Below are 14,237 nucleotides of genomic sequence, written 5' to 3'. Positions count from 1 at the left end.
CTCTTGAACTTTTCATAAAATATATTTATTTTCAAAACAACCCTAAATTCCAAGCTATTTTTCTAAATGAACATCTTTCGAAAATTACCCTTTCTGAGAGTTCTAATATGCCTGGCAGCAGGCATCTCTGTATACAATTACGCACCGGCTCTTATTCCTGACTCTGTTTTGCTGGTTTTACTCCTTGTTAGTACAGCCACCTTTATCACCCTGTATCTACGCAAGTCCGATTCAGACTATAAAAGGCGGTGGATTCCCGGTTTGTTCAGTTCCATTGCAATTTTCCTTACAGGATGGTTGCTGACATCCCTTAGGATGCCTGCAGTATTGGAGGAAAGTACAACTGCAACAGTATCTGCAAGGATCATGACTCTCGAATACCGGAATAATGACCGGATCAGAATGCTTGTTAAGCCTCTAAATACAAGTGACAGTCTGGTACTTAAATCACGCGACCTGCTGATGCTGATAGTCTCAGGTCTGCCAGGCGACACTTTGCATGAAGGTGATATAATCAGCTTCACGGGTGCTATCAGGCCTCTTCCCAAACCAGCCAATCCTTATGCTTTCGACTATGGCAGACATCTTAGAAACAAAGGGGTTGCAGGTATTGCATATCTGCCATCATCTGATATCATCCTTGCCCTTAAGGCAAAGACAAGCCTGAGAACTATCCCCGCTCAGGTCAGGGCCTGGAGTCTCAGAACGCTCTTCAGATATGGACTATCTGATCAGGCAGCAGCAATAGCGCAGGCCATGCTCTTTGGTGACCGTTCGGGTATTGACCGTGACCTTAACGATCGTTTTGTTAAAACCGGCGTAGTTCATATCCTTGCTGTATCTGGCTTGCACGTAGGCATTATTCAGCTCTTTATTAATTTCATGCTAATACCTTTCTTCAGAAGATCAAGTTCCATCAGATGGCTGATTTCAAGCTCTGCACTGTTGGGCTACTCTTTTATTACAGGCTTCTCTCCTTCCGTGTCCCGGGCTGCCTTTATGTTTTCTGTTGTCAGTGCAGGAAAGTTGTCTAACAGGTCATCCAATATATACAACCTAATCTGCCTCTCGGCATCTGCCCTGCTTGTGATAAATCCTCTGACCCTTTTTAATGTCGGCTTTATCCTGAGTCATGCCGCAGTTGTAGGAATAGCTGCCTTTTACAAACCCATCAACAATCTGTTTTCATTTCGCTTTATTATGTGGAGACAACTGTGGTCACTAGTTGCAGTTTCAGTCTCTGCCCAGCTTACAACTCTGCCAATCTCCGTTTATCTGTTTTCTGCATTTCCAACCTGGTTTGTGATATCTAATCTTACTATAGTACCTCTATGTACCCCGATTATGCTAGCTACCATAGCTGTGCTACTCTTCTCCCCTCTGCCTTTTGTTGCCAGGATTTTTGCAGGTTTTGCCAACGACCTGCTGATCTTTATGGTTGACTCTACCGGTGCAGTTGAACAATTGCCCGGAAACTACATTGAGAACCTGTGGCTATCATTTCCCCTGATGCTGGTGTCCTACCTTGCAATTCTTGGTCTCTACCTGGTTGTCACAACACCATCGTTCAAAAATATCTCTGTATTCCTTGGATTGTGTGTCGCCCTGATTGCAGGAATCGATGTACAAAACATCACAAAGCTGGATAGTTGCCAACTGGTTGTTTACAGCTCAAGCAGGGGCTTTGTCGCAGATATTGCCTCAAATGGCAATGTGTTTAACATAAGAACGAACGACGTCGATTCTGCCAGTCTGGCCTATACAAGGAACTCTTACATGAAACGAAAAGCTATAAGACCGAGGAAATGTGATTATCTTGTATTACAGGCCTCAGGAGAATCTGAGATACGGTTTTTCAATGTGGGAGAACACAGTTTTTTGCTATTAAGCGGAACGGGTTCAGTTGATCCCAAATCGGCACTTATTCCCTACTATTCATGGGATCCAATAGTATATCCTTACCCCAATTCTTTAAAGGGCAATTCAGATACCTCACAGCTTACAGCACCAGATCCTGCAATAGAGGCCCCGGTAAGGGATATAACACTAATAATTGCAGGTAGAATAATCGGCAATCCTGAACAGATCATTGACTATTTTCAATGCAGTGAGGTAGTCATTGGGTTCAACTGTTCCAGGTATTTCAGAGACAAATGGCAAAAGGCTGCACAAGTTAGAGGTATCGGGTTTTATGTAACATATGAAAATGGAGCCTATCTAAAGGACTGTAGCTGAAAACCAAAGTACTAACCGGTTGTTAGTTTACACGTAGAATCTTAACGCATATTAATAGCAGGGTAATGCTGCATAACTCATGATTATTTTGCTTATTATTATGTTATTTTTGAGCCCGTTTTTAAAAGGCTTTTCATTTAGGGATTATGAAAATAGTAATAGCCGGAGCTGGTGAGGTTGGTACCCACCTGGCAAAACTCTTTTGCGGAGATGATCATGATGTGATACTGATTGACAGCGATGAAGAAAAGCTCCGCAATGTCGCTTCCATGTACGACCTGTTGACTGTACCGGGCTCAGTAACTTCGATTGATGACCTCAGATCTGCACAGGCCCACAACTGTGACCTTTTTATTGCAGTTCCCCCATATGAGGAAGTAAGCCTGGTATCTGCAATACTTGCAAAAAAAATGGGTGCCCAGAAGACCATAGCACGGATAAACAACAAAGAATACCTACTCCCGGAAAACAAGGAGTATTTCAGGCAGCTTGGTATAGATGAGATGGTCTATCCCGAACACCTTGCAGCAAGGGAGATTGTTACGTCACTAAAGCAGGTTGGAACAAGGCAGATTTTTGAGTTTAACAACAGTAAGCTTCTGCTCTATGCTATAAAAATAAGGAGTAATGCTCCAATGGTAGGCAAGAGTGTGGCAGAGGTCAACTCTTTGCATCCAAACCTGTACTATACGCTTGCAATCAACAGAGACGGCAGGACAATTATTGCTCACGGTGACGAGATGTATAAACATGAAGACCTGATATACGTGGTTACAACTAAGGCCGGTACCACCCGACTGTTGAGCGATGCAGGTAAATTCCAATACGAGGTTAAAAACGTAATGATGTTGGGAGGCAGTCGTATCGGTCTTAAGGTGGCCAAGGTGCTTGAAAATGACTACCACCTCAAGCTGTTAGAAGTAAGCAGATCCAAAAGTATATTTCTGGCAGACGAACTAGAAAACACAATGGTAATTCATGGTGATGGCCGTAACCTGAGTCTGCTGAAGGAAGAAGGTATCTCAAAGACCGATGCTTTTATTGCTGTCACCGATGTTTCCGAAATCAATATTATGGCTTGCCAGCTTGCCAAGAAGATGGGAGTGAAAAAGACAATTGCAGAGGTAGAAAATATGGACTACATCAACCTGGCAGAGAATATGGGTATTGGAACCATTATAAACAAAAAACTACTTGCAGCAAGTTATATATACCGCCACACGTTCAAGGCTAATGTATCATACTCTAAGTGCCTCACTGCATCAGATGCAGATGTACTTGAGATGATAGCACACCAGGGTGCCAAAATCACAAAGTCGCCCCTAAGAGATATGAACCTACCTAAGGAAATCAATATTGGTGGTGTGATAAGAAACGGGGATACAATAATTCCAAACGGGGACACTCAGATTCAGGCAGGTGACCGGGTGATAGTGCTTACCTTACCCGTTGGTATTAAAAAACTCGAGAAGCTATTCCTCTAGTAGTAGAACACATAGATGATTCCATATCTAGCACTTTGCGATTTGTCATAAATGCGAATAAGTGAAGTACCTCACGATTCGGGTCAATTTCACGGACTCAACCAAAACCTCTTACAGTTCAGGAATTCCTGCCCCTTCCCTGATAATGGCCATCGGATGTTCGGTACAGTCAATTATCGTGGACGGTATATTGCCTCCAAAGCCTCCATCAATAACTGCATCAACAAGGTTGCCGTATTTCTCGTGAATCAGTTCGGGATCCGTAGTATACTCAATCACCTCATCTTCGTCCTTAATAGAAGTGCTTAGCACCGGATTGCCCAATTCTCTAACTATCTCAAGAATTATCGCATTATTTGGAATACGCAGACCTATTGTTTTCTTATTGTTTTTAAAAAGGCGGGGAACACTGTTATTGGCCGGCAAAATAAAAGTAAACGGCCCCGGAAGGTTTCGCTTCAGGGTTTTGAATACATCATTGCTGAGTGCCTTAGTATAAAGAGAAAGATGACTCAGATCGCGGCAAATAAATGAAAGGTGATCACGCTTAAGATCTAAACCCTTGATTCTGCAAACTCTCTCTACCGCTTTTTGATTATTAATATCGCAACCCAATCCATAGATAGTATCTGTGGGGTAGATCACCAATCCTCCATCTTTCAGAATATCGACCACTTTTTTGATCTCACGGGGATTGGGATTGTCTGGATGGATTTTGATCAGCATAACACGAAGTTTTAAGCTGAGTTGTGGGGGGAGGAGGATTCGAACCTCCGAAGTCGTAAGACAACAGATTTACAGTCTGCCCCAGTTGGCCACTTTGGTATCCCCCCTAAGGTTTTAAAAAGCAAAAAAAATATCCCACGAAGGGATCTTTTTTTATTGAGAGCCGGTGGAGGGATTCGAACCCCCGACCAGCTGATTACAAATCAGCTGCTCTGGCCAACTGAGCTACACCGGCAAGTGGGTAAGCTTACTGCATCGCACCGCTTCGACCGCCTACCTTTGCTGCCGTCAGGCCCTGGAGGAGTTCAGCAGGAGCTGGTCGTACAGGACTTACCCGGCGACAAAAGTAGAAATTTCTTCTGTTATGACAAGCACTTTTGAAGAAATTTTTTCTGTTTTTCCGCTACTACAGCGGATTTACCAAGGTATCAAACACTTATCGGAGCACTTTTTTTAATTACTCCCCCACACTTGCTGTGTTTATCCAAATAGCCCTCTTGGTGACTTATGCTAATATAAAATTTCGTATTTTTGATTCTCAGCACAGTTAGCAATATAACTTATATAATACTCCTATGGATAGATCTACCGACAAAACCTATTACGTTCTTTCAAGTGGTGCCAAACTGGGATTTGCCCTGGTTGCTTTTCTTACTATTATGTACATGACTGGCCAGCTGCTTGAATCTCCACTGACATCACTTAGCTGGCTTATCTATATTGCAGTAATCTACCTTACTATGAAAGGCTTCAGGGACAAATGCAACGAAGGCTTTCTTACTTATGGGCAGGGACTGGTGTTTGGCCTCAAAATCTCAGCTTTGTCAGGTATCTTTGTTGGTCTTTTCTATTTTATATTGATGAGCTATATAGATCCTGACTTCAGGGAAGCAATGATAGCTGTTGCCGAAGAGGCTGCCCTAGCAATGGGACTGCCTGAGTCTCAGGTAGAACAGATGCGACCTTCTTTTGAAATGACTACCAACCCATGGCTGATGCTGTTTTCAAATATGCTTAGCGGCCTCTTTAATGGTACACTTATTTCACTTGTTGTTGCAGCCTTTGTTAAACGTAAAGGTGATCCTTTCCAAGAAGTAATGAGGAATGTTGAGTAAGACTGATAAAATAGACCTGTCGGTTGTAGTACCTCTGTACAACGAGGAAGAGTCGCTGGGTGAACTTACCGCATGGATTGTCAAAGTAGCGAATGAACTTCAAATCAGCTATGAGATTATCATGGTTGATGACGGCAGCAATGACGATTCATGGAATGTGGTAAGACGCCTTTCGGAAAGCAATCCATGTGTTAAAGGGATACGCTTCCGCAGAAATTACGGCAAGTCAGCCGCATTGCACTGCGGCTTCCTCCAGGCAGTCGGGGATGTTGTTGTAACAATGGATGCCGACCTCCAGGATAGTCCTGATGAGATCCCAGAACTAATGCGAATGATCCGGGAAGAGGGCTATGACATGGTAAGTGGTTGGAAGAAGAAACGCTTTGACCCGCCAGGTAAGACCATACCCAGCCGTATCTTTAATTACACTGCAAGGAAGGTGTCGGGAATCAGACTGCATGACTTCAACTGCGGATTGAAGGCTTACAAAAATGAGGTTGTCAAAAGCATCGAGGTGTATGGTGAAATGCACAGGTACATACCAATCCTTGCAAAGCGTGCCGGCTTTAATAAGATTGGCGAGAAAATCGTTCACCACAGGGAGAGAAAGTATGGTGTTACCAAGTTCGGTCTCGAACGCTTTGTTCGTGGCTTCCTCGACCTGATGTCTATAATGTTTATCTCAAGGTTTGGTAACCGTCCGATGCACCTTTTCGGATCACTGGGCACCCTGACTTTTATTGCCGGTTTCCTTGCAGCGCTTTGGCTGGGGCTCAGAAAACTCTGGTTTGTTTACCAGGGTATCGAAGCTCCACTGGTTACCAACAGCCCCTATTTCTACATAAGTTTAACATGTATGATACTGGGTACCCAGCTCTTTATGGCCGGATTTATTGCAGAACTGGTGGGAAGGACACGTCCTGACAGGAACAACTACCAGATCAGAGAAATACTTTGAGTGGATCAACTTTGAATACATTCACGAATAAATACGGTCATACCCTCAATATCAGAAGGATGGAACCAGCGTATATCCTTGTCACGACGAAACCAGCTCATCTGTTTCCGGGCATAGCGGCGTGTGTTACGTTGAATTAGTTCCACTGCCTTCTCAAGGCTGTATTCTCCGTCAAAATATTCGAAGAGTTCCTTATACCCTACTGTATTAAGTGAATTAAGATGCCTGTGTGCTATAAGGGCCCGCGCCTCCTCGAGGAGGCCGCGGCTCATCATATCTCCAACCCTGCGGTTTATCCTTTCATACAGCTCATCCCTGTCCATCTCCAGACCTATCCTGATTATTTGGAATGGCCTTTCTCTTCTCATTCCAGTACGAAGTGAAGAGTATGGCATACCCGTCATCAGGCAAATTTCCAACGCATGGATAAGTCGCTTGTGGTTTTTCAGGTCGGCCTGAGCATAGTATTCAGGATCCAGAGACTTAAGCTGAAGCCTTATGGCTTCTATCCCCTCCTCCTTGTAATGCTTCATAAGCTCATCTCTCAGACCGGGGTCAACGGTAGGCAACTCATCAATCCCATAACAAAATGAATCGAGGTACATCATTGAGCCCCCGACCATAAACAGGACCTCGTGCTGTGCGAAGAGTTCCTCACTCAGACGCAGGGCATCCTGCTCAAATTCATAGGCACTGTAATAGTCAAAGATGGAACGAGTTCCAACAAGGTAGTGCTTTACCTGCGCCAACTCCTCAGCAGTCGGAGCCGAAGTACCAATTGGCAGTTCCCTGTATATCTGCCTCGAATCTGCTGAAATTATTACAGAGTTAAATACTGTAGCCAGTTCTATCCCTGTTCTTGTCTTTCCTATACCAGTTGGTCCGCCAATTACGACCATTGTCCGGGCCATAGTCTGCTTATTCAGGGTTAAAAATCATCATCAAAAGAACCATCGTCCCCGAAACCCTCAGACATATCATCGTCAGCAAATCCGTCAAGATCATCAAGACCATCTAGTTCTTCCAGATCGAATCCCTCTTCTTCCTCTCCCCCTAGATCAAGTCCAAAGTCAGACTCTGCAACAGGAGGTTCACCTTCCAGTCTGATTACTGTAGGTTCCTTCATCTCTCCCTCTTCGACGCTGATTAATTCGATAAATAGTACCCTCTCGGCAAAGGTGTCAAAAGTATAAAGCATACGCTGATGAGGCTCCTTAAGGTAGTTATCAAGAACTTCCTCATCCATTATGCCCAGTGTGCCGTCACCAGTCATATCAATCAGGGTAATCTCCTTTTCCTTTTGCCACTCACTGTCAGTTATGAAGAATGAAGTCAGCTGGGTACGGTCAAAAGGAAGTGAATTCTGTATAAGATTATGCAAATCAATAAATCTGGCACTACCATCAATGGCTATGTCAAACACAAAATTATCAGATTCATTGCTCAATGCACGCAAATAATATATCATGTACCGGATAGTTTATTGTTATTTTCACTCAAACATCCATCAACTAACGAAATAAGTCTTTATTTTGTTTCAAATATAACCTAAAACAGGAAATACGACTACTGAATTCCAGGATTCAGATCCTGACTGGTGTAATTGACAGACTGTAAAAGGAAGATAAGTTCAGATATGCGCATAATAAAGATTCTGCTTGCCCTGGTGGGCCTCATCAATTGTGCCGCACTGGCGGCACAAAGCGAAGGGGAAGCGAGATCAATGCTTGACAAACTCTCAGGTTTCGGAGAACTCGTTATCGATCAACTGACCTTTCCCACAGAGAAGGGCGTTTTTGCTATTTATCCCTCCGGTGGTTATTCCTCACGTACCGGACTGGAGTTTGGCATTATGCCAATCTACAGCTGGGACAACCCAGCACTTCCAGTTGGCATTGTTAATACCCTTACCTCTACCGTCCAGATATCCACCAAGGGGATGATAGAGGTGAGTGGTGAACTGGAATGGTATCTCTCAGCTGACCGACTGGTGAGGGGGCAACTTGAATGGCTGCGTCTGAATGATAAGTATTGGGGCCTGTGGTCAGCTCAGGAGATTCCTGAAACTGAATACCGTTCTGACAGGATAATGGGAGAACTTAGCTTCTTTCAGACCTTTGGAAAGGGTCTATATGCAGGAATTAATGCAAAGGCAGGTCACTATAATATTAGTAGTGTCAATAGCCAGGAAACCAGTGGAGAATCAGACAGTACCGGGGGGCCTGCTAATAGTGGTATAACATCATATGGAGCAGATGCAGGCACTTTTGTTGCATTTGGACCATCTCTGCTGTATGACAGCCGTAACCATGTACTTGCACCAACAAGGGGAACTTACGTCAATACCACGGTAACCTTCTACGATAAGGGCTTTGGGAGTGACTTCTCGTTTACAAACTACCTTGCCGACTTTAGGTGCTTCGTACCATTGGGACAGTCAGTGCTTGGCTTTCAGGGACTGTGGGAATACAGCAACGGAACGGTACCCTTCTTTATGATGCCCCAGCTTGGAGGTAAGGAAAGGTTACGGGGCATCGGACATAGCAACAGGGTAATTGACAACTCTGTACTGCTCGTGAGAAGCGAAGTGCGCAGGCATCTTTGGTGGCGGATAGGAGGAGTTTTGTTTGCAGGTGCGGGTCAGGCCTCCGGGAGACCTGAGCTGAAGGTCGGGCAACTGATTTACTCTGGAGGTGCCGGTTTGCGGTTCAGGCTACTGCCTGATGAGCCGCTTAATGTAAGGCTGGATGCGGCAGTCAGTTCGGAAGGCTTCCACGGAATCTTTATTTCTCTGCGGGAAGCATTTTAAGTACAATACACAATATAGCGCCGTATATGCAACAGGTTCAGTGGTCAGCCGATATACACAGTAACACCAGAGGTATCAAACCAGAACAAAGGAGAGATGGAGATAATCAGGGATCAGTACAAACAACTGCTTGAGGACCTGCTGACGGAGCACAATGTCAGGGTCACTCTTCGTGGGATGAGCATGTTTCCTATGCTTATGAAGGGGGATATTGTTGTTGTAGCTCCCGTTGCATTCGACAAACTAAGAAAAGGAGATATCGTTGTTTTTGAGTCCGACTCCCTCCTTATTGCCCATAGACTGATAAGCAAAAGGAACGGCCATGTGCTTACCCGTGGTGATGGCAATAGCAGACCTGATATCCCAATTCCGTTTGATAAGATAAAAGGGAAGGTAATAAAGATTGAGAATTCACGCTGGAAGATAGCCAAACTGGCAATAAAGCTTCCAGGCACAATGCTGGCTTTTACCGGTCCGGTTACCGGACCAGCTTTTAAATTAACAGGAATTGCGGCATACAGACTTTTAAGTCTGTTTCGCCGCTTAAGTGGTAAGGAAAAGTAGTTAACTTTTCCTTACAATGGTTTGAGTTCTGTCGGGACCTACTGAAACAATGGTAATCGGAACACCAAGTTCTTTTTCAAGGAAACTGATATAGCCTTTCAGTTCAGCAGGAAACTTTTCCTCCGATCTAACACCGGTAAGATCACACTTCCAACCCGGCATTTCGGTATATACAGGTTCTACTTCACCAGACAGATCATAGGGGAAGTGATCAACCAGCTTTCCGTCTATCTTGTATGCTGTAGCAATCTTAATTGTATCAAGGTGGCTCAGTACATCACTCTTCATCATAATCAAATCAGTCACCCCGTTTATCATAACACTGTATTTGAGGGCAACTAAATCCAACCATCCACAGCGGCGTGGACGTCCGGTGGTAGCACCAAATTCATTTCCGCGTTTCCTGAGCTCTTCTCCGGTCTCATCAAAAAGCTCTGTTGGGAAGGGACCTGAACCGACACGGGTGCAATATGCTTTGAAAATACCGTAAACCCTTCCAATTTTTGAAGGGGCTACGCCTAGACCTATACAGGCTCCAGCACATACAGTATTAGAAGAAGTAACAAAGGGATAAGATCCAAAGTCTATATCAAGCAGGGTTCCCTGTGCACCTTCAGCAAGTATGCTCTTACCCTGACACAGATATTGGTTAAGTTCATGTTCGCTGTCGATAAACCTGAACTTCTTAATAGTTTCTATTCCTTCAGCAAGGCCATTCTCAAACTCCTGAATGTTGTACTCAAAATCATATTGCTCAAGCAATTTGACGTGCTTAGCCTTCAAATCTGAATATTTCTTATCGAAATCACCTTCCAGGTCACCTACCCTGATACCATTCCTCCCGGTCTTGTCCATATAAGTGGGGCCAATACCCTTTAGTGTGGAACCTATCTTTGTCGCTCCTTTGGATGCTTCAGATGCTGCATCAAGTATGCGGTGAGTAGGCAGGATAAGGTGGGCCTTTCTTGAAATCACCAGATTCTGTGTAAGGTCTATTCCCTTTGACGCAAGGTTATCAACTTCTTTTTTGAAGGTGATGGGATCTATTACAACCCCGTTGCCTATCACATTTATTGTGTCTGCACGGAATATACCCGAAGGGATGTTGTGAAGTACAAACTTCTTGCCGTCAAACTCAAGGGTGTGACCTGCATTGGGACCGCCCTGAAAGCGAGTTATAATATCATATTGAGGAGTGAGAACGTCAACAACTTTACCTTTGCCCTCATCGCCCCATTGTAACCCTAAAAGAACATCTACCTTCATTATTACAAGTTTTGTGTCGCCCCAGGGCGACTATGGTGACCAATAAACAAAAAAAACCGGAAAACCTTTCCGTGGGGAATGGCCTTCCGATGTGTAAAAATAGCTATAAAAAATTGTAATCAGTATAAAAATCCTAATATTTTACCAGACGACGGCTTTTTTACCCAAAAGGCTCGTCCTTAGCCAGCTTGCACAACTTTCTGGGCTTCTTTGGTTTGTTTTGCCCTGCAGGAGCTGCATATCCCGTAGATATACAGCGAGTGGTGTGAGATCTGGAAATCCATCACCTGTGTGGCATTGTTGAGTACCAACTGCACTGACGGATCACAAAACTCAGTAACACTGCCACACTGCATACATATCAGGTGGTCGTGCTGTTTGGATTCAAAAGCCTTTTCAAACTGGGCGATATTCTTCCCAAATTGATGCTTAATAACTAACTTGCAATCCAGTAAAAGATCTATTGTATTATATAGTGTGGCCCTGCTTACACGATAGTTTTTGTTCTTCATGAATATATACAGGGACTCTATGTCAAAGTGGCCGTTACGTGAATATATCTCGTCCAGAATGGCATAACGCTCAGGTGTTTTTCTGTGCCCGTGCTTTTGAAGGTACTCGGTAAACAGTTGCTTAACTGCTTCCTTCGTTTTGGTCTTATCCATAATTAATCCTATTAAAAACAGACGTCGGCAATTTAGTAAAATAATTCCACATAGCTGTAACAGATTTTTTTATATGTTGTAAAACAGAGACCTGGCAAATCCCTGAAAACGTTTATCCATACACTTTATAAAGGTCTCAAAGTTTGAGGAGTAAAAACAAAAAGCTATCTTAGTAGTTTGAATCTAAGCTTGATTAATGGCAAAGAAGACGCTTAATAAGGAGGAGCTTGAAGCCAAACGCCAACTTGAGGATATAATCAAACACTGTCCACGGTGCAAGGCACCAGAGGATAAGCGTCTGATTAGAAAGGCTTTTACTCTGGCAACGGAGGCACACAAGGGTGTTCGCCGCCGCTCCGGAGAGCTTTATATTATGCACCCCCTTGCAGTAGCGCGTATCGTTGCCGAAGAGATCGGACTTGGAACCAAGGGTATTATAGCAGCTCTGCTTCATGACGTTGTTGAGGACACAGATGTAAGCCTGGAAGATATACAAACCATCTTTGGCGAAAAAATTGCAAACATAGTTGACGGGCTTACCAAGTTGGAAGGTGTGATCGACCATACCGGATCAAGGCAGGCGGACAACTTCCGAAAACTGCTCCTTACTATGGTCGACGATGTGAGAATCATTCTTATCAAGCTAGCCGACCGCCTTCACAATATGCGTACCCTTGACAGCATGCCCGACCATAAGAAGTACAAGATAGCTGGAGAAACTCTGTTTATCTATGCCCCATTGGCACACAGGTTGGGCCTGTATGCCATCAAATCGGAACTTGAGGACCTTTCACTAAAATATGAACACCCTGCTGTTTACGATGAGATAAGTCAGAAATTGCAGGATTACTGCTCGAAGAACGATGCTGTACTCAGACGTTTTTCCCTTCCAATAATCGAAAAACTTACTGAAGATGGCTACGAGTTTGACATAAAAGGCCGACCCAAGTCAATCTTCTCCATATGGAGCAAGATGCAGAAGAAAAGCATCCCCTTCGAGGAAATATACGACCTGCTGGCCCTTAGAATAGTATTTAAACCAAAGCCGGGGGTTCCCGAAAAGACTCAATGCTGGAGTATCTACTCGCTTATTACGGATATTTACAAGCCAAAGCCGGACAGGCTTCGTGACTGGGTAAGTATACCCAAGGCCAACGGTTATGAGGCCTTGCATGCAACCTTTATGGGACCAGACGGCAAGTGGGTGGAAATTCAGATCCGTAGTGAACGTATGGACGAGATCGCTGAGAGAGGCTTTGCAGCACACTGGAAGTACAAGGGACAGACTGACAGGGAATCGGAACTTGACAACTGGTTGAAGCAGGTTAGGGAGATCCTTGAAAATCCAGACCTGGACTCTATGGAGTTCCTCGACGACTTCAAACTCAACCTCTTCAGTTCGGAAATGATGATCTTCACGCCCAAGGGGGACGTGAAGGTATTGCCCAAGGGTGCGACTGCTCTCGACCTTGCATTTGAGATCCACACAAATATCGGCTACAAATGTATTGGTGCCAAGGTCAACTATAAGCTTGTGCCACTGAGTCATGAACTGAAGAGTGGTGACCAGGTGGAAATTCTTACATCGGAAAAGCAGACACCTAAGTACGAGTGGCTCAACTACGTCACTACAGCCAAGGCTAAGAGCTGTATCAAGGAAGCATTCAAGAAGGAGAGACGAATGCTTGTGCAACAGGGTGAAGCCATGTTACAGGAAGCCCTGAGCCAGAAGAAGCTTACGATCAATGCCAAGATACTTAAGAAACTTATTGACTTCTACAACCTCCCCTCCAAGGAAGATCTGTATTACAAGATTTCCAAGAATGCAATCCGCCTTGACAACCTGCATAATATTTTAAGCGACAAGGCATCAAATAAGTGGGTACGCTACTGGAGACTTTCTTTCAACAACAATAACGCGGTAAAAAGCAATAATCTGCCTCATCAGACCCAGATGGTTCTGTCGGATGACATGGCCGATGAATACCAGATTGCAAGCTGCTGTAACCCAATTCCGGGTGATGATGTGATTGGTTATATTGATGACAACGGTAAACTAATCCTGCACCTCAGGAAGTGTGCAAACGCAATCCGCCTTATGTCAAGCCAGGGCGACCGCATTGTGTCGGCCAGCTGGGAAAGCCACAAGATTCTTTCCTTCCTGGCTCAAATCAATGTCTCGGGCATTGACCAGATCGGTATAGTAAGCAAGATCACCAAGGTTATCTCGGATGACCAGAACGTAAATATGAGATCCATCCACTTCGACAGCCACGACGGAATCTTTGAAGGCTATATCTACCTCTATATCCACAACACCGAAGACCTCAACAACATCATCCTAAATATTTCCAAAATCAAGGGAGTACACAGCGTAACACGCCAGGAACGAATCAGAAATGTCGTAAGCTGATA

At 44.3% G+C, this 14,237-nt stretch carries 12 protein-coding genes and 2 tRNA genes; 7 read left to right on the top strand and 7 right to left on the bottom strand.

The genetic code is table 11. The annotated features are described in order from the left end of the window. Positions 1-66 precede the first annotated feature (66 nt). Positions 67-2,235 (top strand): ComEC/Rec2 family competence protein, encoded by a 2,169-nt coding sequence (locus tag M9189_RS04030; protein ID WP_250724797.1) that lies wholly within the window; start codon positions 67-69, stop codon positions 2,233-2,235. A 146-nt stretch (positions 2,236-2,381) separates the two neighbouring features. Beyond that, on the top strand, positions 2,382-3,719 hold the full coding sequence (trkA, locus tag M9189_RS04025) for a Trk system potassium transporter TrkA (RefSeq protein WP_250724795.1): 1,338 nt from the start codon (positions 2,382-2,384) through the stop codon (positions 3,717-3,719). A 111-nt stretch (positions 3,720-3,830) separates the two neighbouring features. Here trkA and M9189_RS04020 read toward each other — a convergent pair whose 3' ends face one another. From M9189_RS04020 to M9189_RS04010, 3 genes are all read right to left on the bottom strand, one after another. Further along, entirely contained in the window at positions 3,831-4,445 is a 615-nt protein-coding gene (locus M9189_RS04020; protein WP_250724793.1) for an L-threonylcarbamoyladenylate synthase, read from the bottom strand. Positions 4,446-4,469: 24 nt separating this feature from the next. Next, positions 4,470-4,552, bottom strand: a tRNA-Tyr gene (locus M9189_RS04015). Positions 4,553-4,606: 54 nt separating this feature from the next. Further along, positions 4,607-4,680 (bottom strand) — tRNA-Thr (locus M9189_RS04010). Between the two features lie 340 nt (positions 4,681-5,020). On the opposite strand from M9189_RS04010, the gene M9189_RS04000 reads away from it, so the two are divergent. Then, positions 5,021-5,560, top strand: a complete 540-nt coding sequence (locus M9189_RS04000) for a DUF4199 domain-containing protein (protein WP_250724791.1) — start codon at positions 5,021-5,023, stop codon at positions 5,558-5,560. Next, positions 5,550-6,518, top strand: a complete 969-nt coding sequence (locus M9189_RS03995) for a glycosyltransferase family 2 protein (RefSeq protein WP_250724790.1) — start codon at positions 5,550-5,552, stop codon at positions 6,516-6,518. Before M9189_RS04000 ends, M9189_RS03995 begins: the two co-directional genes overlap by 11 nt. Positions 6,519-6,523: 5 nt before the next feature. On the opposite strand, the gene miaA is transcribed toward M9189_RS03995, so the two are convergent. Together miaA and M9189_RS03985 are read right to left on the bottom strand one after the other, a co-directional pair. Beyond that, on the bottom strand, positions 6,524-7,429 hold the full coding sequence (gene miaA, locus M9189_RS03990) for a tRNA (adenosine(37)-N6)-dimethylallyltransferase MiaA (RefSeq protein WP_250724789.1): 906 nt from the start codon (positions 7,427-7,429) through the stop codon (positions 6,524-6,526). A 17-nt stretch (positions 7,430-7,446) separates the two neighbouring features. Next, on the bottom strand, positions 7,447-7,986 hold the full coding sequence (locus tag M9189_RS03985) for an IS1096 element passenger TnpR family protein (protein ID WP_250724788.1): 540 nt from the start codon (positions 7,984-7,986) through the stop codon (positions 7,447-7,449). 168 nt (positions 7,987-8,154) lie between these two features. Here M9189_RS03985 and M9189_RS03980 point away from each other — a divergent pair, with 168 nt between their 5' ends. Both M9189_RS03980 and M9189_RS03975 read left to right on the top strand, forming a co-directional pair. Continuing rightward, a complete protein-coding gene (locus M9189_RS03980; RefSeq protein ID WP_250724787.1) occupies positions 8,155-9,327 on the top strand; it encodes a BamA/TamA family outer membrane protein in 1,173 nt (390 codons plus the stop codon). Positions 9,328-9,423: 96 nt separating this feature from the next. Further along, positions 9,424-9,891, top strand: a complete 468-nt coding sequence (locus M9189_RS03975) for a signal peptidase I (protein ID WP_250724785.1) — start codon at positions 9,424-9,426, stop codon at positions 9,889-9,891. Here M9189_RS03975 and M9189_RS03970 read toward each other — a convergent pair whose 3' ends face one another. Together M9189_RS03970 and M9189_RS03965 are read right to left on the bottom strand one after the other, a co-directional pair. After that, positions 9,892-11,157 (bottom strand): adenylosuccinate synthase, encoded by a 1,266-nt coding sequence (locus M9189_RS03970; RefSeq protein WP_250724783.1) that lies wholly within the window; start codon positions 11,155-11,157, stop codon positions 9,892-9,894. A 179-nt stretch (positions 11,158-11,336) separates the two neighbouring features. Beyond that, complete coding sequence (locus M9189_RS03965) at positions 11,337-11,822, bottom strand: Fur family transcriptional regulator (RefSeq protein WP_250724781.1); 486 nt, start codon at positions 11,820-11,822, stop codon at positions 11,337-11,339. A gap of 196 nt (positions 11,823-12,018) precedes the next feature. Here M9189_RS03965 and M9189_RS03960 point away from each other — a divergent pair, with 196 nt between their 5' ends. Continuing rightward, positions 12,019-14,235, top strand: coding sequence for a RelA/SpoT family protein (locus tag M9189_RS03960; protein WP_250724779.1), 2,217 nt, complete (start codon positions 12,019-12,021; stop codon positions 14,233-14,235). The last annotated feature ends 2 nt before the right edge of the window (positions 14,236-14,237 follow it).

Source organism: Xiashengella succiniciproducens, assembly GCF_023674465.1.
GTDB classification, from domain to species: Bacteria; Bacteroidota; Bacteroidia; order Bacteroidales; family Marinilabiliaceae; genus Geofilum; species Geofilum succiniciproducens.
Note: the sequence above shows the minus strand (reverse complement) of the source record. Positions and strands in the feature narration are given on the sequence as shown.

Bases quoted from the DNA above. Each gene is read 5' to 3' on its own strand.
- trkA (WP_250724795.1), top strand. From the start codon at position 2,382: ATGAAAATAGTAATAGCCGGAGCTGGTGAGGTTGGTACCCACCTGGCA.
- M9189_RS03985 (WP_250724788.1), bottom strand. From the start codon at position 7,986: ATGATATATTATTTGCGTGCATTGAGCAATGAATCTGATAATTTTGTG.
- M9189_RS04000 (WP_250724791.1), top strand. From the start codon at position 5,021: ATGGATAGATCTACCGACAAAACCTATTACGTTCTTTCAAGTGGTGCC.
- M9189_RS03970 (WP_250724783.1), bottom strand. From the start codon at position 11,157: ATGAAGGTAGATGTTCTTTTAGGGTTACAATGGGGCGATGAGGGCAAA.
- M9189_RS03980 (WP_250724787.1), top strand. From the start codon at position 8,155: ATGCGCATAATAAAGATTCTGCTTGCCCTGGTGGGCCTCATCAATTGT.
- M9189_RS04020 (WP_250724793.1), bottom strand. From the start codon at position 4,445: ATGCTGATCAAAATCCATCCAGACAATCCCAATCCCCGTGAGATCAAA.
- miaA (WP_250724789.1), bottom strand. From the start codon at position 7,429: ATGGCCCGGACAATGGTCGTAATTGGCGGACCAACTGGTATAGGAAAG.
- M9189_RS03960 (WP_250724779.1), top strand. From the start codon at position 12,019: ATGGCAAAGAAGACGCTTAATAAGGAGGAGCTTGAAGCCAAACGCCAA.
- M9189_RS03975 (WP_250724785.1), top strand. From the start codon at position 9,424: ATGGAGATAATCAGGGATCAGTACAAACAACTGCTTGAGGACCTGCTG.
- M9189_RS03965 (WP_250724781.1), bottom strand. From the start codon at position 11,822: ATGGATAAGACCAAAACGAAGGAAGCAGTTAAGCAACTGTTTACCGAG.
- M9189_RS03995 (WP_250724790.1), top strand. From the start codon at position 5,550: ATGTTGAGTAAGACTGATAAAATAGACCTGTCGGTTGTAGTACCTCTG.
- M9189_RS04030 (WP_250724797.1), top strand. From the start codon at position 67: ATGAACATCTTTCGAAAATTACCCTTTCTGAGAGTTCTAATATGCCTG.